Raw genomic sequence first — 19,064 nt, forward strand, 5'->3', positions numbered from 1 at the left:
TCGCGGCGCGAAACGACGCCACGCCGAGGAGCGATCCCCGGCGCGGCGTGCCGCTTCCCGATCTTGCCCGGTTATCTAGGGGGCACGCGCCGGAGCACCTGCACCAGGTCCTGGGCTAGCGTTTGCAGCAGCAGCGCGCGCGAGCCATGCAGGTAGAAATGATCGCCGGGGAACATCCGCATCGTAAAATGGGCGCTAGTATGCTCGCGCCAGGCTGCGAGCTGATCCCGGCTGACTTCATCGTCCTGCAAGCCGCCGTACGCCGTGATCGGGCAGGGCAGCGGCGCATCCTCGGTGAAGGTGTAGGTATTGCAGAGTTCAAAGTCGGCGCGCAGCAGCGGCAGCATCAGCCGCATCAGCTCGTCGTTTTGCAGCACCGCGTCGGGCGTGCCGTTGAGCGTGCGCAGCTCCTCGATAAACTCCGCATCGGGCAGATGATAGATCGGCTCGTCGTCGTCGGGGATCTGCGGCGCGCGGTGGCCCGACACGAAGATATGCAGCGGCAGCGGCGCGTTCTGCCTGCGCAGTTGACGGGCTAGCTCGAAGCAGGTCAGCGCGCCCATGCTGTGACCAAAGAAGGCATACGGCATGTTGAGATGCGGCAGGATCGCGCTGCTGAGCGACGCGACCAGCTCTGGAACCTGGGTGAAGGGCTTATCTTTCAGCCGCGTCTCGCGTCCCGGCGGCTGCACCGGATAGACTTCGATCTCAGGCGGCAGCACGCTCGACCACGTTCGGTAGATCGAGGCACCGCCACCGGCGTATGGAAAGCAAAACAGGCGCAGGCGAGCCGCTGGATTCGGGCGCGGAAAGGTGATCCAGGGTGTCTGCGCGGGTGTTGTCGTCATAATCCACTAATCCTTGTTCTAGTGCAGAATCAGGCAGCCTCTTAGGAAAACAGCATACACGATGCTGCATCAGAAAGGGGAGTGGTTGGGGGACTCCCCCACACTCCCGGCCTGACGGCCCTCTCGCTCAATCGCAGTGTACCATGTCCCGTCGCCTGGCGCAGGTATGCACGAGGATCGATCCGGAGCCGATCACGCTCATTATACTGGACGAATCCAGCATGCTCCTGCGCTGTTCGGCGCGTCGGATCAGATCCGCGTCCCGCTGTCGTAGGCGCTGAGATCAACGCCGACGATCCGTAGCTCGCTGGTATAGTGCTGGCCTTGCGCGTCGGCGAGCCAGGTCTGATCGGGCATTGGCAGCATCTCCGAGCAGGTGACGCGCGCGTCGGGACCGGCGTGCTCGACGGTGCGGCGGATCATTCTGCTCAAGATGTCGATATAGATCGGGCTGGCGAAATCCACGAAAAACGGCTTGACCTCAACCGGCACTTTGACAAAGACAAACCGGGGCATGCCGTGCTCATCCGCCCAGCGCTGCACGGCGAGAAAGCGCTCGGCCTCGTGCTTGCTGGCGGCAAACGCGATCTCAGCAGCGGCAAAGCTCCACGCTTCACGGGCGATCACCAGCCGGTCGATCGTCACGCGCGGCGTGTGCCTGGCCGGACGCAGCACCTTGAACGAGTTGGCGACGATATTCGAGAGCAGCGAGCCGAAGGCTTCCACGATGTCGAAGCGGAGCTTGCCGTCACGGGTCCGAATCGTCAGGCTATCGTCGGCAGGCTCGATCACCAGCGCGCCGATCGGCACGGCCCGCGATTTTTGCACGCCGCACGCATCCTTCGATAAGAGCAGCCGGTAGTCCCACGGCGAGACGAGCGCCGATCGAGTGCGGGCCGTCAGGTGGTGCCAGTTGCGCGGCGTTACCGGCACCAGGCGCGGGCCGGGCAGGTCTTGCACGACGGCCTGAAACAGATCTTCGGGCGCTGGATGCTGCGTCAGAAAGGCCGCGCCGCCGATCGTATTGTGCGCGACATGAAGCTCGCCCATCACAAACAGATACTCGTCGCGCTCGATCGCCTCGGCGTCGGGCGCGGCGATCATCACGTCGGGGCTGTGGTAGTGAGCCAGGCTCCAGCCGGGCTGTGCGTCGCCAAACGCCGTCTCGACCGGCTCGCGCAGCGCGTCGCTGCTGTACTCGACGCGGCGCTGATCCGGCGGGATCGACAGAATAGCGGCCCAGCGCGCTTGGAATTCTTCTGTCACCGCCTGAACGATCTGGCTGCTGTCGTCCTGGAGCAATTCCTGCACTTTGAGCCAGAAGTCGAGCGCCGCGACCGTGGACGAGCCGGATTTGTGGGCGAGATCGGCGTAGATCTGCTTGAACGTCTCGCGGTAGGCCGCTGCCGCCTGCGCGGTAATCCAGCGCGCGCTGAGCAGCAGCAGCGAGAGCGGCCCGCCGAGCGCGTCGAGCACCGCAGGGCCTAGCTCCAGCTCCAGATCACGGCGACACTCCTCATAGACCAGCGTGCGTGCCGCGTAGGTCTGGCCCGCCGAGCGCGTCGGCATCGCGCCCGTGATGCGATTGAACGTCGTCTCAAGCTGCTCCAACGCCTGATCGAGCTGCTCGACGCTGCCTGCGGCGCGCGCCACGGCGGCACGGGCGGACTCAAGCTCGGCCAGCGCATTGAGCGCGGGACGGCGCAGGCTTTCATCGCCGATCCGCTCAAGCAATCGGCGCAGGGTGCGCTCTGGCCGCGATTCGAGCGGCACCTCAAGCGTCCAGGCGATCAGGCCCATCGTGTGGAGGCTGTCAAGCACCTGATACACGTCGGCCTCGCCAGCGAACTGCCTGGTCGGCGCGCGCAGCAGCTCGACGGCGATCTCCCTGGCAATGCGCTGCCCATCGCACGCCTGCAACACCACGGCCTGTTTCGGCGAGAGCTGCATCGGCTGCTCAAGCGGTAGATGGAGCTGCGCGCCGTCGAGGTGGATGAACGGCATGCGGCGCGGCGCGAGCCAGGGCCGGATCGCTTTCTGTCTCGCCAGCGTCTCGGCCAGCGTATCGATGCACCAGCCCTCGAAGAAGACCTCGCGCGCCTCAAGCAGCTTGTCGCCGGGCGTGAAGCGGATCGGCTGGCCCTGCGGCACGAATGTCGCCCAGGCCACCGGCCCAAAAAAGCCGATCGTATCGTTCTTGGCGCAGTAGCGCTGCAAATAGTTGGCGACCAGCACGTGCTTGTTGCTGCGCTTGTAGAAGGCGCTGCCGCTTGGATGGCGTAAGAGCTGGTTAATCGCGGTGTGGAGCGCGCTTCGGTTCTGCCACGTAACGGCTTCGCGGAAGCGCTCCATGGCGGCAGCCTCGGAGATCGCATCGGAGATCTGCGCGGTTGCAGCCTGAAACGCTGCCTCAAAGGCCACCTGCGCCGCCTGGAGCTGTTCGCGCGCCGCGTGAAGCTCCGCCAGCGCCGTTGCGGCCTCGCCGCCGACGACGCCGGGAGCGGGCCACTTGCCCTTCTTCAACTGGCGCAGGGCCTTGACCAGCGGCATGCGCTGATCGGGTGGAGTAGTCTGCATCTGCTGTCGCACCGTCTCGCGCGCGGCCTCCCGGCAGCGAGCCAGATTGCGCTCGGCCTGCATCAGCGTCATGGCTGCGGCGGCACACGCCGGGCTGCTCAGCTTCAGCACGTGCGCGATCGGGAAGCCCGCGCCGCGCAGCACCGCCGTGCGCCACACGCCCCAGCGCTGATCCGCGAGGCGCAGCAGGTGCTCAGGGAGCGTCGGCTCTTCGTCGTCCCAGCTATCGGCGGCGAAATCATTGATGAAGGAGGATAAACTGCCAGACTGTTCTTTCTGATCCATGCTCTAAGCTCCTGAGCCAAATGCAAGGCAACACGGTCGCGGCTTCAATCGATGTAGCGGATTCGGGCTAGCTAGGGCGATCCTCGGCGATCCCGAAACTGAGCAGGCGCGGCTGTAGCGGTTGACCGTGACCCATAGTGGCTTGCTCTGCGCTTCGCCGATGGTTCGACCGAGACTGGCAGCATTCAGATCCGACAGGGAGCGTTTCGTGTGGTGTTGGAGCCTCGTGAGCGGCGCGTGGCGTCACGTTGGTAAGGATCGTCCGCTGCAAGCATCGACCTGGCAGCGTATAGCACCGGCTGGGTACACGCTGCCAGGTCGACTGAGAGCCGCGCAAAGCTACTGATTGCCTGCGTTCTCTTCCATCTTTTTGCGCAGGCTCAGCGGGCGCATGTCGGTCCAGACCTCTTTGATGTAGTCCAGACACTCCTGCTTGAGTCCGCTCTTGCCGGCGTCGCGCCAGCCCAGCGCGTTCTCGCGGTCGGCGGGCCAGATCGAATACTGCTCTTCGTGGTTAACAACGACCTTGTAGATCGTCGTATCTTCTTGTTCGTCCCGATTCATGGTGCCTCCTAAGGATAACTCAGTGCTCAATGGGATTGCTCCGGCGCTGATCATGCGCCGATGCTCGCTATCGTTGCGGGATCGACGGCTTGTGCTGGCCGACCCGCCGTGTATGTTCTGTCGCGTTCCAGGCCCTCACCCCGGCGCCGTCGCGCCACCCCTCACTAGAGCGGCTGCGGCAGCGTGCTGGTCTGCTCAGCGCGAATCTCCTCGGCCTCGCTCTCCTCGGCCTCGCTCTCGCTCACGCCGAGCGGCGCGTCGGGTAGCTCGTCCTCTACCAGCCGGATGCGCGGATAGGCATAGCCGACGGCGACGGCTGCCAGCGTGAGGATGCCGAAGACGATAAACATCAGGCCGATACCGCGTCCGGGTCCGTACCCGATGATCTGCCCGATCGAGCCAGCCAGTGGCGCGCGCTCATCCCGCAGCAGCGGCTGGAAAACATAGTCGGCCAGCGGACCCGCCAGCAGATATGCCAGCGGCGTGGCCGAGGTGGCGATCATCATGCGGATCGAAAAGACGCGGCCCTGAATGTCGGCGGGAACCTTGCTCTGCCAGATCGCCTGGCTCGAGCCGCCGACGAACGGCATCATAAACAGGAAGAAGAAGGCCATCACGGTCAGGATCAGCGCCGACGGTTGCAGCCCCGCGATAATGATACACAGCCCGGCCAGGCCCATTGCGCCGAGCACGCCGTTGACGCGCCGCCGGGGACCGCCCCAGATGCTCATCACGACGCTGCCGACGAGCATGCCCGCGCCTGCCACCGAGAGCACCGTGCCCAGCACGGCGGGCGAGCCCGACGGGAACGACAGCACAAGCGGCTGCGCCAGCACAATCACCATGCCGACCATGAAGTTGCTTGTGGCGAAGAACATCAGCAGGCCAAGCAATCCAGGCCGCTGCTTGATGTACGTCCAGCCATAGCGCGACTCATGCAGCAGCGAGCCGCGCGCCTCCTGGCCTGCCGTGGTCTGCTCCGGCCTCGGAACCCTGACGCTCATCAGCGTCAGCACCGCCACCACAAAGGTTGCCAGGTCGACGGCGATCACGCCGGACAGCTCGACGTATTGCACCAGCACGCCCGCCAGGATCGGCGAGATGAGCTGCCCGATGCCCTGCGCAAGCTGCACCAGGCCGTTGGCGCGGCCAAGCTGCTCCCTGGGCACCAGCAGCGTGGTGACAGCGGTGTAGGCGGGCATCTGAAAGGCCCGCGCGATCGAAGAGATCGAGGTCAGGAGGTAGATCATCCAGATCGCGAGGTCGCCTGTGTTGTAGAGCACCATGATCGCCAGGGTCGTGAGCGCCGCGATCGTATCGCTCATAATCATCGTCTTGCGGCGATCCCAGCGGTCGACCATCACTCCGGCGAGGGGCGAGACGAGGATGAAGGGCACCGCCGCGAACACGGAGATCAGGGCAAATTCCGTAACAGACCTGCTGTTCTGGAGCGCCCACACGCCAAGCGCGAAGCCGGTCATCATCGATCCGAGGATCGAGACAAGCTGGCCCAGCCAGATCACGAAGAAAACCTGCATGCCTCGCGCAGCAGTCCGTTGTTCCACAGCATTCTCCTTTGCTTGCGAGCGAGCCGACGCGGTTCCTGCCTCGGCGCTGGATGGTTCCATGGGCTTGAGCTGCGGTAAGACGACCTCATCCTGCCGGATTGAGTCGGCCTGCGCCTCAAGCTGCTGCGCCAATTGCTCGATCGTCGCCTCGCGGACGATCCGCGCCAGGTGGTCGATCGTCGGGTTCTGAAAGAACGTCGCCAGCGGCACGTCCTGCCCGAACACCTTTTGAATCAGCAACATGAGCCGAACGGCAAGAAACGATGTTCCGCCGAGGTCGAAGAAGTTATCGGTCACGCCGATCGGCTGCGTGCGAAGCACCTCTTGCCAGATCGCGGCAAGCTGCTGCTCCAGATGATCGCGCGGCGCGACAAACGCGGCTGGGAGTGTCTTTCCGTCTGCGGCGGGCACCGGCAGCGCCTGCCGATCAACTTTTCCGTTGGTCGTTCGTGGTAGCGCGTCCAATGAGACGAAGGCCGCAGGAATCATATACTGAGGAAAGAAATTCCGCAAGTAGCTTCGTAGCGCGATCGTCGGCGGGGCCGGTTGCTGGCGCGGCACGACATAGGCGGCCAGATATGTCCTGCCCGGCTCGTCGGTGTAGGCGCGCACCGCAGCCGCGCGCAGCGCGGGGTGGCGCTCCAGCGCGGCCTCGATCTGCCGCAGCTCGACCGGATGATCGGCAACCTCGACGCGATAGTCTGGACGACCCAGCAGCTCGACACGGCCATCGGGCAGGTAGCGCGCGTAATCGCCGCTGCGGTACAGGCGCTCTCCCGTGCGCGGATGCGTCAGGAAGCTGGCGCGAGTCTGCTGCGCGTTGCGCCAGTAGCCGCGTCCCACGCCCAGCCCGCCGATGTAGAGCTGGCCGACGACCCAGTCGGGACACGGCTCCAGTTGCTCGTTGAGGACATGGAGCCGCTGGTTGGTCAACGGCCTGCCCAGCGTCACGCGGCTCTGCTCCGGCTCGACGGCGGCGATCGGCTCGGCGCTCGACCAGATCGAGGTTTCGGCTGCGCCGCCCAGGTTGATCACCGTCACCTGCTCGGCCAGCGCCCGTAGCCGCTCCGCCAGCGTCACCGGCATCCAGTCGCGGCTCAGCAGCACGAGTCGCAGTGTACGCGGATACCGATCAGGCTGGTCCTCCACCTGCGCGATCAGCGCTTCCAGCAGCGCGGGCGGCGAGTTCCAGATCGTGACGCGCTCGCGGAGCATCAGGTCGGCCCAGTATGCCGGATCGTGGCGCGAGGCCGCGTCGGGCACGACGATCGTGCCGCCCGCCGCCAGCGTGCCGAAGATGTCGAAGACCGACAGATCGAAGCTCAGCGGCGCGAGCGCCAGCGTGCGGTCGTCGGCGTCGATGCCGCAGCGCCGGTTGATGTCGAGCACGGTATTGACCGCGCCGCGATGGTCGATCATCACGCCGAGCGGCTCGTCGCTGGCGCTGCTGTAGATCACGCAGGCCAGATCATCGCCCTGCTGCACCGGCTCGATCGGATGGTCGTCGACGCCGCTCCACTCGTCGGAGTCCAGGCACAGCCGCTCGATCGCGGCGGGCCAGCTCATGCGGCGCTCGATCGAGGTTTGAGTCAGCGCCAGCGTGGCCTCGCTGTGGGCAAGAAGCCGCTGGAAGCGCTCGCCGGGCAGCGCGGGATCGATCGGCACATAGGCCGCGCCCGCTTCGAGCACGCCCAGCACCGCGACGATCTGCTCCCATCCCGGCTCCATGACCACCGCGACTGGCGTGTTGGGCTGCGCGCCACGCTCGCGCAGCCGCCGACCGACCTGCGCGGCGCGTCGTGCAAGCTCGGCATAGGTCAGCGTGCGGTCGGCGGCCACAACGGCGCTCTGCCGGGGGCGTAGATGAACCTGCGCCTGGAAAAGGCTGTGCAGCAGCCCCGGCGGCGGCGTTGCCTCGGCGGCGTTGAGCGCCGCGCGCCGCTCCAGTTGCTCGGCGGGCAGCAGTTGCGGCAGCGTCTCGCTCCAGGCCGTCTCGTCGCTCGCCAGGCGCTGGATGAAACGCCCGTAGGTATCCAACATTTCCTGCATCAGCCTTTCGGGGAAGACCTGCTCGACGGATTGCCAGCTACAGGTCAGCGCGCCGTCGGCGCTCTCGCTGACCGTCGGCGAGAGCAAAATCTGTGGAATATGCAGGCCCGCGTCGAGCTGCTCGAACGACAGCATCCCGCCGTTGCCGGACCTGCCGACGCGCGTCTGGTAGCTGGCGTGGCTGTACTCGATCACGCTGTTGAAGAGGATCGGCAGCGTGGGCCGCGACGTGCCGCCTTTGCGCCGGTTCAGCTCGCGGAGCACCTGATGGCCCAGGTAATAGCGCTGCTCCAGGTCGGCGGCGATCTGCTGCTGGATGCGCCGGGCACGTGCCTCGAAGGTGCCGGAGTCGTCCTCGACCGCCAGCAGGTAGATCGTGTTGAAGTTGCCGAGCATGTCGGCCATCTGCGCGTGGAGCGGCGGGCGATAGGTGCCGACCAATCCGAGCGTAAAGCGGCGGCTGGGCTGCCACGCGGCCAGCACCTCGACAAACGCCGCCGTGGTCACGCCGGAGGGCGTCAGATCGGCGCGCGCCGCGCGCGCCTTGAGCCGCGTCCAGGCATCGGGCTCCAGCAGCGTCACGTTGTGCTTGACGAAGGCCGAGAACGTCTGCGGGCTGAGATTCACCGCCAGCGGCAGCTCCGCGATCGGCGGCAGCGTCGGCAGACGGTCCAGCCAGTACTGGCGGGCGCTCTGGCACAGCTCGCTCCGCTGAAAGGCCGTCCAGGTCAGGACGTAATCGCGGTAGGTCGCGGCCAGCGGCTCGACCGGCGCGTTGCCCAGGTGCCGGAAGAGCTCCTGAATGAACAATCCCCGGCTGGTGCCATCGACCAGCAGCGCGTCGAGCCGGATATGCAGCCGCACACGCTCGCCGTCGAGCCGATGCGCCAGGATCTCGAAGAGCGGCCACTGGTCGATCGGTGCCCTGGCGGTGCGCATCCGCTCGCGCACCTGCTCGATCGCGGCCTCGACCGTCGCTGCGTCTTTGCCGCGCAGATCGACGACCTGAATCTGATAGGGCGGCACCTGCGGCAGAATGCGCTGCTGCCCGTTGGGCTGAACGACCACGCGCATGATGTCGTGGCGCTCGATCACCCGCTGGAGCGCGCGGTTAAGCCCGCCCAGCAGGAAGTTCGTCTTGAGGCGATCGAGCCGCGAGGGCGTGGCCCAGCGTAGCTCGGCCTCGGTGTACACATTCGTGCCAACCGCGCCCAGGTCGAAGAAGCCGCTGCGCCCGGCCCAGTAGTTTTGCTGGATCGGCGACAGCGGGAAGGGCCGATGCCGATCCCTGCGATTCACGCCCAGCGCGGGCAGCGTCGCGGCAACTTTGGGAGCCGCCGTCGGCTGCTTCTCGCGCAGACGCCGCAGCAGCAGCTCGCGCTTCTCCGGCGAAAGCTCGGCGACACGCTTTGAAACCTCACTCATCTCGGCCTTCTCCGCTGGCGAGCAATGCCTGCACTTCTTCATCCGAGAGCTGATCAAGCTCGGCTAACATCTCGTCCAGCGCCTCGTTATCGGCCTGCTCCGCCTGTTTTTGGACGATCGCCAGCGCCAGATCGGCAACCGTCGCCGACTCGTACAAGATCCGCAGCGGCAGCTCGACCTGGAACGCATCGCGCAGCCGCGAGATCAACTGCATCGCCAGCAGCGAGTGGCCGCCCAGCTCAAAGAAGTTGTCGTGGACGCCCACACGCTCCACCACGAGGATATCGGAGAGGATGCGCGCGACGGTCTGCTCGGTGGGGGTGCGCGGCGCGACATAGCCCTGCTCCGATCCGGCGCGGCTGCTGTCGGGCGCGGGCAGCGCCTTGCGATCGATTTTGCCGTTAGGCGTCAGCGGCAGCGCGTCCAGAAACACAAACGCGCTCGGCACCATGTACTCCGGCACCTGTTCCAGCAGGGAGCGACGCAGATCGGCTCCGAGTTCCAGATTCGAGGTTCCAGGTTCCGCGTTTTCTGCTCGTTGTGCTCCCACCACGTACGCCACCAGCCGCTTATCCGGGTGCCCGCCTGCGGACGGCTGATCCGCGCGCAGCAGCACCACCGTGTCGCGCACGGCCGCATGCCGCCGCAGCACGGCCTCGATCTCGCCCAATTCGATGCGGAAGCCGCGCACTTTGACCTGCTGGTCGATGCGCCCGATGTAGTCGAGATCGCCGTTGGGCAGGTAGCGCGCCAGGTCGCCCGTGCGGTAGAGCCGCGTGCCGCCTGTTTGGCTGAACGGGTTGGGCACGAAGCGCTCGGCGGTCAGATCCGCGCGACCATGATAGCCCCGCGCCACGCCCACGCCGCCGATGTAGACCTCGCCGGGGATGCCTACCGGCGACGGCTGGCGCTGCTGGTCGAGCACATAGACCTGCATGTTGGCGATGGCCGGGCCGATCGGCGGCGTGCGGCTGCCGTCCCGACAGCCGGCGATCGTCGCGCAGACCGTCGTCTCGGTGGGGCCGTAGGCGTTGAGGAAGCGCCGCTCCGGGGTGGCCCAGCGCGCCACCACCGTGGCAGGACACGCCTCGCCCGCCGCGATCACCGATTGCAGCGAGGGAAAGTCGGAGGGCGTGAGCACCGCCAGCACCGAGGGCGGCAGCGTCGCCACGGTGATCGCCTGCTCGCGCAGCACGTTCAACGCGGCGGGACCGGGCACCATCGCGTCCTGGCTGCCAAGGCAGAGCGTCGCACCGGCCAGCAGCGCCATGCAGATCTCGGAGATTGAGGCGTCGAAGCTGAACGAGGCAAACTGAAGCACGCGGCTATCGGGCGTGACGCCAAAGGCGCGGATCTGCGCCTGGGCCAGGTTGCCCAGCCCGCGATGCGGCACCAGCACGCCCTTCGGTCTGCCGGTCGAGCCGGAGGTGTAGATCATGTACGCCAGGTTATCGGGCTGCGCGCCGCTGCTGGGGGTGTCGCGGCGCTGCTGCGCGATCTGCGGCCAGTCGGCATCGAGCCGCACCACCTGCGCATGGTGGTCAGGCAGGACGCTCAGCAGCGGTGCCTGGGTCAGCAGCACGGATACCTGCGCATCTTCCATCATGAACGCGAGCCGCTCCTGGGGATAGGCCGGGTCGAGCGGCACGTAGCAGCCGCCGGCCTTGAGGATACCGAGCAGCCCGACGATCAGATCAGGCGAGCGCTCCACGCACAGCGCCACGCGCGACTCGGGCCGAACGCCCAGGCTGCGCAGGTGATGCGCAAGCTGGTTGGCACGCTCGTTGAGCGCCCGATAGCTCAACGTCTGGTCGCCGGAGAGCACGGCGATAGCGTCGGGCGTGCGCATCGCCTGCGCCTCGAAGAGCTGATGCAAGCACTGCTGCGGATACTCCGTCGCGGTCGCGTTCCAGCCCACGATGAGCTGACGGCGCTCGGCCTCGCTCAGCAGGGTGTTGCGATCGTAGCGGGCGTCGGGCTCGGCGACCATCGCGGCCAGCGCGCGGGCGTAGTACCCGGCGATGGCATTGGCCTGCGCCTCCGGGATCTCGGCGGCATCGTACTCGACGCCCAGTTGCAGGTGGCCCGTCCCCTGATCGAGGCCGAAGTTCGCCGACAGCGGAAAGTTCGTCTCCTGAAAGAACTGCCCGCCCATCGGTCGGAAGCCCGGCAGCTCGCCCAGGCGCTGGTAGACGTGGAAATCGATGTAGTTGAACGCCGTCTCAAAGAGGTCCTGGCCGCCCAGGCTGCGCTGGATCTCGGCCATCGGGTACCAGCGATGCGGCAGCAGCTCGCGCTCCGCCGCGAACGTAGCGCGCACCAGATCGAGCCAGGTGCCGCCAGCCAGACTGAGGCGGAAAGGCAGCGTGTTGAGGAACATGCCCAGGATGCGCTCGCTGTCCTCGGTTTCGGGGCGTCCGTGCGAAACCAGGCCGGTCAGCACGTCGTCGCGCCCATGCAGCACGCTCAGCACGCGCAGATGCGCCGCCAGCAGCACGCTCTTGAGCGGCACGCCCGCCTGTTGCGCCAGCCGCTTGAGGCCGTTGGACAGCTCCGGCGTCAGCGCCACGTCGTGGGTCTGGATCTGCCGCTGCGCTGGCTGCGCGCCGTCGGCAGGCCAGCGCGGGATCGCTTCGCTGGTGCTGTCGCTGAGCGTGCGCGTCCAGTAGGCGCGCGTCTCCTGCGAGGCGAGCGCCTGCTGCTCCAGAGCGATAAAATCGCGGAAGCCGCTGGCAGGCGGCGCGGCGAGCGCGGGCGCGGCCAGGCCCAGGTGGGCGAAGTAGAGCGTGAACAGCTCGGTGTTCATCGCGGCGACGCTCCAGCCGTCGAGGATCGAATGGTGGAAGCTGACGGTGAACTGGATGGCATCGTCGGCGCGGCGCTGGATCTGGAAGCGCAGCAGCGGCGCGCGCCGCCAGTCGAAGGGGCGGCGCTTCTCGGCTTCCATCGCGGCCAGCAGCGCGGCGTCCTGCTCGGCGGGCGAGCAGGCGCGCAGATCGTCGATCTCGACGAGGGGCTGGGCCGTGCGGTACACCAACTGCAAGGGCTGGCTGTAGTTGGTCAGATCGAAGCCGGTGCGCAGGATCGGATGGCGGGCGACAAGATCGCGGATCGCGACGCGCAGGGCGTCGGCGTCGAAGGGCGTGCGGATGTGCTGGGTGAAGATGTCGTGATAGACCGCCGAGTCGGGCTGGTACTCGCTGTGGAAGAGCATGCCGACCTGAAGCGCGGAGAGCGGATAGGCATCCTCGACCTCGCCGGGCAGCTTGAGCCGATCGTCTTTGGTGATCAGGCTGAAGGGCACGACCGGCTGGTCGACGACGGCTCGCGAAGGCTGTTCGCCAAACATACGCGCCAGCTCACCGATCGTCTGATGCTGGAAGAGCTGCTGCAACGAGAGGCTGAAGCCCCGATCGCGCGCCTGGGAGAGGACGCGAATGCTGCGCATCGAGTCGCCGCCGAGCGCGAAGAAGTTGTCGTGGATGCCGACGCGCTCAAGACCCAGCACGTTTTGCCAGATCGCAGCCAGCGCCTCCTCTTCGGGGGTCTGCGGTGCGACAAAGGTAGCCTCTAGCTCAGGCCGCGCGCTGTCGGGCGCGGGCAGCGCCTTGCGATCGATCTTGCCGTTGGGCGTCAGCGGCAGCGCGTCCAGAAACACAAACGCGCTCGGCACCATGTACTCCGGCAGCCTCGGCTCCAGGAAACGCCGCAGCGCGCTGACGCTCAGTTCCGCCGTTCCATGCTGCTGCTGCGCGACCACGTAGGCCACCAGCCGCGCGTCCGGGTGCCCGCCTGCGGGCGGTGTGTCCTGCCGCGCCGTGACTACCGCCTCGCGCACCTGCGGATGCTGCGTGAGCGCCGTCTCGATCTCGCCCAGCTCGATGCGAAAGCCACGCACCTTGACCTGGAAGTCCAGCCGCCCCAGGTACTCGATCGCGCCGTCGGGCAGAGAGCGCGCCAGGTCGCCGGTGCGGTAGAGCCGCGCGCCAGGATTCTGGCTGAAGGGATCGGGGATGAAGCGCTCGGCGGTCAGCGCGGGACGGCGATGATAGCCGCGCGCAAGCTGGATGCCGCCGATGTGCAGCTCACCGGGCACGCCGATGGGCACGGGGTGCAGGTGGCGATCGAGCAGGTAGATCTGCGTATTCGCCACGGGATAGCCGATCGGCACGGTGTGGAGCGCGCGGTCAGGGTGGCAAGGCCAGAAGGTGACGTCGACGGCGGCCTCGGTGGGACCGTACAGGTTGTGCAGCTCGGCATCCAGCCGCGCGAAGAAACGCTGTTGCAGCGCCAGCGGCAGGGCCTCGCCGCTACAGATCACGCGGCGTAAGGACTGGCAGCGGTCGAGATCGCGCTCTTCAAGGAAGACCTGCAACATCGAGGGCACGAAGTGCAGCGTCGTAATCCGCTCGTGCGCGATCAGCTCGACCAGATAGGCCGGGTCTTGATGGCCGCCGGGCCTGGCGACGACGAGGGTCGCACCCGTGAGCAGCGGCCAGAAGAACTCCCAGACCGAGACATCGAAGCTGAAGGGCGTTTTTTGCAGCACGCGATCGGTCGCGTCGAGCCGGTAGGCGTCCTGCATCCAGAGCAGGCGGTTGACGATCGCCTGGTGGGTGTTCATCGCGCCCTTGGGCTGCCCGGTCGAGCCGGAGGTGTAGATCATGTAGGCCAGGTTCGTGGCCCCGGTCCGCAGCGCGGGATTGGTCGCGGGCTGCCGGGCGATCTCGTCCCACGCGCTATCCACGGATACCACCTTGGCGCGCTGTGTGGGCAGGCGGGTATCCTCAGGGAGCAGCAGCGGCGCCTGGGTCAGCAGCACGGGCGCGGCGGCATCGCCAAGCATGAAGTGCAGGCGCTCCTGGGGATAGTCGGGATCGAGCGGCACGTAGCAGCCGCCGGCCTTGAGCACCGCCAGCAAGCTGACCACCAGCTCCAGCGAGCGCTCCATGCACACGGCCACGCGCGTCTCCGGCCCGACACCCAAGCTCCGCAGGTGATGCGCAAGCTGGTTGGCGCGCGCGTTCAGCGCCGCGTAGGTCAAGGCTTGCCCCTCGAACGTTACGGCGGTCGCGTCGGGCGTGCGCTCAACCTGCGCCTCGATCAGCGTGTGCAGGCAGACATCGCGGGAATAGTTCGCCGCCGTGGCGTTCCACGTCACGAGCACCTGCTGCCGCTCGTGCTCCGGCAGGATCGTCACGTCGGCGATGCGCTGCGTGGGCTTGCTCACGATGCTTTCGAGCACGGTCTGGAACTGCGCGGCCATGCGCTCGATCGTGGTCGGCTCAAAGAGATCGGTGTTGTACTCGATAAATCCGCCGATGCCCTCGGCTGTCTCCGTCAGATCCAGCGCGAGGTCGAACTTGGCGGTGCCGTTGTCGATCTCCAGCGAGGCCAGCGTCAGGTCGCGCAGCGATTGGTTTGGCATCGGCGCGTTTTGCAGCGCGAAGAGCACCTGGAAGAGCGCCGAGCGGCTCAGGTCGCGCTGCGGCTGGATCGCGTCGACTAGCTGCTCGAAGGGGAGATCCTGGTGAGCGTAGGACTCAAGCGCCACCTTGCGCACGCGCTTCAGCAGCTCGCGGAAGGTCGGATTGCCCGACAGGTCGGTGCGCAAGACCAGCGTGTTGACGAAAAAGCCGATCAGGTTCTCCGTCTCGCGCTGCGTGCGTCCGGCGGTCGGCGTGCCGATCAGCAGATCATCTTGCCGCGTGTAGCGCTGCAACAAGACCTGGAGCGCGGCCAGCAGCGTCATGTAGAGCGTGACGCCTTCGCGCTGGCTCAGCCCGAGCAGCGCGTGCGAGAGCTGCCGGGGCAGCGCGAGCCTATGACGCGCGCCTTTGAAGGTCTGCACCGCCGGACGCGGATGGTCGGTCGGTAGCTCAAGCAGCGGCAGCGCACCGCCGAGCTGCTGCTTCCAGTACCCAAGCTGCTGTTCGAGCACCTCGCCCTGAAGCCAGGCGCGCTGCCAGACCGCGAAGTCGGCGTACTGGATCGGCGGCGGGGTGCCCACAGGGCCCAGCAGGCCGGACGGATCGACGCTCGAATCATCGACAAAGGCATCGTAGAGCGTCGCCAGCTCGCGCAGGAAGACGCCCACCGACCAGCCATCCGAGACGATGTGATGAACGGTGATCAGCACCACATGCTCCTGCTCATCTAACCGCAGCAGCTTCGTGCGGATCAGCGGGCCGCGTTGCAGATCGAACGGCGTTTGTGCCTCGTCGCTCGTATGGCGCAGCACCGCCAGCTCGCGCTCGATCGTCGAGCGACCGCTGAGATCGACGACCGGCAGCGGCAGCTCAAGGCTCGGCGCGATCACCTGCACCGGATCGCCGCTCTGCTCGATGAACGTGGTGCGCAGCGCCTCGTGCCGCCTGACGATCGTGTTCAGGCTTTGGTGCAGTGCCGTGATGTGGAGCGTGCCGCTCATCTGCACGGCGGCGGGAATGTTGTAGGCCGCGCTGCCCGGCTGCAACTGATCGAGGAACCAGAGGCGCTGCTGCGCGAACGACAGCGGCAGCGGCTGCTCGCGCGAAACCCGCTCGATCGGCTTGATGCTCAACCCCTGCGCCGCCCGCTGCGCCTGCTCGACGCGCCCGGCCAGTCCCGCGACGGTGGGCGTGTCGAAGAGCGCGCCGAGCGGCAGATCGATGCCGAACGCATCCCGCACTCTCGACATAATCTGCGTCGCGACCAGCGAGTGTCCGCCGAGCGCAAAGAAGCTATCGTGGATGCCTACGCGCTCGATCTTGAGCACCGCCGCCCAGATCCCGGCGATCACCTCCTCGGTGGGCGTGTGCGGCGCGGCAAAGCTGCCCTCGCGCTCGGACTGGCCCTGCTCCGGCGTGGGCAGCGCCCGGCGATCGACTTTGCCGTTGGGCGTCAGCGGCAGCGCGTCGAGAAACACAAAGGCCGCTGGAACCATGTAGTCGGGCAGGAGTTGCTTGAGATAGGTTGTGAGCTTCCCGTTGCGGCCCTCAACCCCGGCCTGCGCGGCGCTCGGCACCACGTACGCGACCAGCCGCGTGTCACCTGGCCGGTCTTCGCGCGCCAGCACCATGGCCTCGCGCACATCGGGATGGCGCTGAAGCACGGCCTCGATCTCGCCCGGCTCGACGCGGAAGCCGCGCACCTTGATCTGGAAGTCCAGGCGGCCCAGGAACTCAAGCACGCCGTCCTCACGGTAGCGCGCCAGATCGCCGGTTTTGTAGAGCCGCGCGCCACCCTGAGGGTCCCCGGTCTGGCTGAACGGATCGGGAATGAAGCGCTCGGCGGTCAGATCAGGACGATTGCTGTAGCCGCGCGCCAGGCCCACGCCGCCGATATGCAGCTCTCCGGCGACGCCGACCGGCACGGGGTTGAGCTGGCGATCCAGCAGATAGATCTGCATGTTGGCGATCGGACAACCGATCGGCACGCCCTGCTGCGGCACGTCTCGCTCAAAGACCCAGGCGGTCGCGTTGATCGACGCCTCGGTCGGGCCATAGAACTGGATCAGATCGGCATCCAGCCGTGCAAAGAAGCGGTCAGGCAGATCTCTGGGCAGCGCCTCGCCGCCGCAGAAGACGCCGCGCAGCGCGTCGCAGCCGTCCAGGCCGGGCTCTTCCAGCAGCACGTGCAGCAGCGACGGCACGAAGTGCGCGACCGTCACCTGCTGCTCGGCGATCAGCCGCACGAGGTAGCCGCTATCCTGCTGCCCGCCGGGACGGCCCATGATCACCTGCGCGCCCGCCAGCAGCGGCCCGACCAGCTCCCAGAGCGAGATGTCGAAGCTGAACGAGGCGATCTGCAACACGCGATCCGCCGCGCTCAGCGGGTAGATCTGCTGATTCCACAGCAGCCGGTTGCCGATCGCGCGGTGGCTGTTCTGCACGCCCTTGGGCCGTCCGGTCGAGCCGGAGGTGTACATAACGTACGCCAGGTTATCGGGGTCGACGCCGCTGCGCACGTTGTCGGCGGGCTGTCGCGCGATCGTCGGCCAGTCCGCGTCGAGGCACACGATCCGCGCCTCGGTCTGCGGCAGATGCTCGCGCAAAGGCTCGGCGGTCAGCAGCACGCCGATCCGGGCGTCCTCGGCCATGTAGGCCAGGCGGTCGGCGGGATAGGCCGGATCGAGCGGCACGTACGCGCCGCCCGCCTTGAGCACGCCCAGCAGGCCGATCAGCAGCTCCGGCGAGCGATGGAGGCACAGCCCAACCCGCGCGTCGGGGCCAACACCCAGCGAACGCAGGTGACGCGCCACCTGATTGGCGCGGCGATTAACCTCATCGTAGGTCAGGTGTCGATCCTCGAAGACCAGCGCGGTCGCGTCGGGTGTTCGCGCTACCTGGGCCTCGACCAGCTCATGCACGCAGCGATCGAGCGCGTAGTCGGCGGCGGTGGTGTTCCACGCGACCAGCATCTCGCGTCGCTCGGCCTCGCCCACGATCTGCACGTCTCCAAGGCGCTGCTCCGGTCGCGCGACGATCTGCTCAAGCGCCATCTGGAAGTGACGCAGCAGCCGCTCGATCGCCGTCGCCGAAAAACGGCGCTGATCGTAGTTCATTTGCAGCTTCAGCTCGGTGCCTGGCTCCACCGCGATCGTCAGGGGATAGTTCGACTGTTCGCTGAAGTGCAGATCGCTGACGCGCAGATTGCCGCCGCTGGCCCTGGCGTAGGCGTCCATGGGATAGTTTTCAAAGACCAGAATATGATCGAAGAGCGGCTGTCCGCGCGGCACATCGCTCCAGCCCTGGACCTGCACCAGCGCGCTGTACTCGTACTGCCGCAGCTCGACCTGCTGCGCCTGCAACGTTTCGAGCCACGCCCGCAGCGATTCATGCGCATCGACGTGCACCCGCAGCGGCAGCGTGTTGATGAACAGCCCGACCATCGCATCGCTGCCGGTCAGCGTTGGCGGGCGGCCCGAAACGGTGACACCGAAGACGACATCCTGCTCGCCGCTGTAGCGGCTGAGCACCAGCGCCCACGCGCCCTGCACCAGCGTGCTGATCGTCACCTGCTGCTGGCGAGCCAGCGTTTGCAGCGCGGCGGTCGTGGCCGCGTCGACCAGCAGCTCCGCTTTGACGTAGCCCTCGGTGGCCTCTTCTGCGCTGCGGGCTGAGCCGATCCCAAGCTGTGTCGGCGCGGTAATGCCCCGAAGCATCCGCCGCCAGAACGCCTCGGCCCGCGACTGGTCTTGCTGCCGCAGCCAGACGATATAATCGCGGTAGGAGCGGCTAGGCGCGAGCCGCAGCTCACGACCCCGGCAGTTGGACTCGTAGGCCGCCAGCACCTTTTCGATCAGCGACGAAACCGACCAGCCATCCAGCAAGATATGATGGAAGGTCCAGACAAAGAAGTAGGCGTCGTCGGCGATGCGGAAGAGCGCGAAGCGCATCAGCGGCACCCTGGTCAGATCAAAGCCCTGCGCTTTATCGTCGTGCAGATACGTTTCCAGCCGCACCGCCTGCGCCATCGGCGAGATCCCGCGCCAGTCTTGCTGTTCCAGCGGAATGGCTACCTGCCGGTGAACCAGTTGCACCGGCTCGTCGATGCCCTCCCAGACGAACGCCGTGCGCAAAATAGGGTAGCGATCGACCAGTTGTTGCCAAGCGCGCTCGAAAGCTGGGATATTCAGATCTCCGTGCAACGTGCAGGACAACTGCTCCACATACACGCCCGATGTCGGCGCGTGCAGGCTGTGGAACAGCATGCCCTGCTGCATTGGCGCGAGGGGGTAGAAATCTTCTACGGTCTTTAAGCGCAC

At 66.7% G+C, this 19,064-nt stretch carries 5 protein-coding genes; all 5 read right to left on the reverse strand.

Annotated features, from left to right (window positions below; genetic code table 11):
• Window positions 1-71 precede the first annotated feature (71 nt).
• The 5 genes from VFZ66_14420 to VFZ66_14440 all read right to left on the reverse strand — a co-directional run bounded on the left by VFZ66_14420 (window position 72) and on the right by VFZ66_14440 (window position 19,064).
• Entirely contained in the window at window positions 72-848 is a 777-nt protein-coding gene (locus tag VFZ66_14420) for a thioesterase domain-containing protein (GenBank protein HEX6290381.1), read from the reverse strand.
• 249 nt (window positions 849-1,097) lie between these two features.
• Window positions 1,098-3,710, reverse strand: a complete 2,613-nt coding sequence (locus VFZ66_14425; GenBank protein ID HEX6290382.1) for a lantibiotic dehydratase — start codon at window positions 3,708-3,710, stop codon at window positions 1,098-1,100.
• A gap of 339 nt (window positions 3,711-4,049) precedes the next feature.
• On the reverse strand, window positions 4,050-4,274 hold the full coding sequence (locus VFZ66_14430; GenBank protein HEX6290383.1) for an MbtH family protein: 225 nt from the start codon (window positions 4,272-4,274) through the stop codon (window positions 4,050-4,052).
• Window positions 4,275-4,438: 164 nt separating this feature from the next.
• Complete coding sequence (locus VFZ66_14435; protein ID HEX6290384.1) at window positions 4,439-9,316, reverse strand: amino acid adenylation domain-containing protein; 4,878 nt, start codon at window positions 9,314-9,316, stop codon at window positions 4,439-4,441.
• The gene (locus tag VFZ66_14440; protein HEX6290385.1) at window positions 9,309-19,064 is read right to left on the reverse strand and encodes an amino acid adenylation domain-containing protein; all 9,756 of its coding nucleotides are present in this window, start codon (window positions 19,062-19,064) and stop codon (window positions 9,309-9,311) included. The genes VFZ66_14435 and VFZ66_14440 overlap by 8 nt, the downstream gene beginning before the upstream one ends.

It is taken from the genome of Herpetosiphonaceae bacterium (genome assembly GCA_036374795.1).
GTDB lineage: Bacteria > Chloroflexota > Chloroflexia > Chloroflexales > Kallotenuaceae > LB3-1.

What these genes read in the sequence shown, in the direction of transcription:
- VFZ66_14420 (HEX6290381.1), bottom strand. Translation starts at nt 848, where the DNA reads ATGACGACAACACCCGCGCAGACACCCTGGATCACCTTTCCGCGCCCG.
- VFZ66_14425 (HEX6290382.1), bottom strand. Translation starts at nt 3,710, where the DNA reads ATGGATCAGAAAGAACAGTCTGGCAGTTTATCCTCCTTCATCAATGAT.
- VFZ66_14430 (HEX6290383.1), bottom strand. Translation starts at nt 4,274, where the DNA reads ATGAATCGGGACGAACAAGAAGATACGACGATCTACAAGGTCGTTGTT.
- VFZ66_14435 (HEX6290384.1), bottom strand. Translation starts at nt 9,316, where the DNA reads ATGAGTGAGGTTTCAAAGCGTGTCGCCGAGCTTTCGCCGGAGAAGCGC.